Annotated in this window: 1 protein-coding gene; it reads left to right on the top strand. The window is 63.3% G+C overall.

The window, feature by feature from the left end:
* A partial coding sequence (locus HEN33_RS25745; protein ID WP_183083563.1) for an HK97 family phage prohead protease occupies positions 1–297 on the top strand: 297 nt, incomplete at both ends.

The raw sequence follows: 297 nt of genomic DNA, 5'->3' as shown, positions 1-297 counted from the left end.
TCTGGCAGCATGACCATTCCCGCCCTGTAGGCCAGTGTACGGTGCGTCGGGTCAGGGAAGGGCTGGAAATCACGGCAATGCTGGTGAAGCCGGAGCCGGGGATGCCCTCCCAGATGGCAGCCCGGCTGGATGAGGCCTGGGCTGCCATTAAGACCGGGCTGGTCAGGGGGCTTTCTGTGGGCTTCCGGCCCCATGAATACACTTATCTGGACGGAGGCGGACTGCATTTTCTGCGCTGGGAGCTGATGGAGGTGTCTGCCGTCACCGTGCCCGCGAATGCGGAATGCACCATCCGGA

The sequence above is a fragment of the Escherichia sp. 94.0001 genome (assembly GCF_013369155.2).
GTDB classification, from domain to species: Bacteria; Pseudomonadota; Gammaproteobacteria; order Enterobacterales; family Enterobacteriaceae; genus Escherichia; species Escherichia coli_F.
Note: the sequence above shows the minus strand (reverse complement) of the source record. Positions and strands in the feature narration are given on the sequence as shown.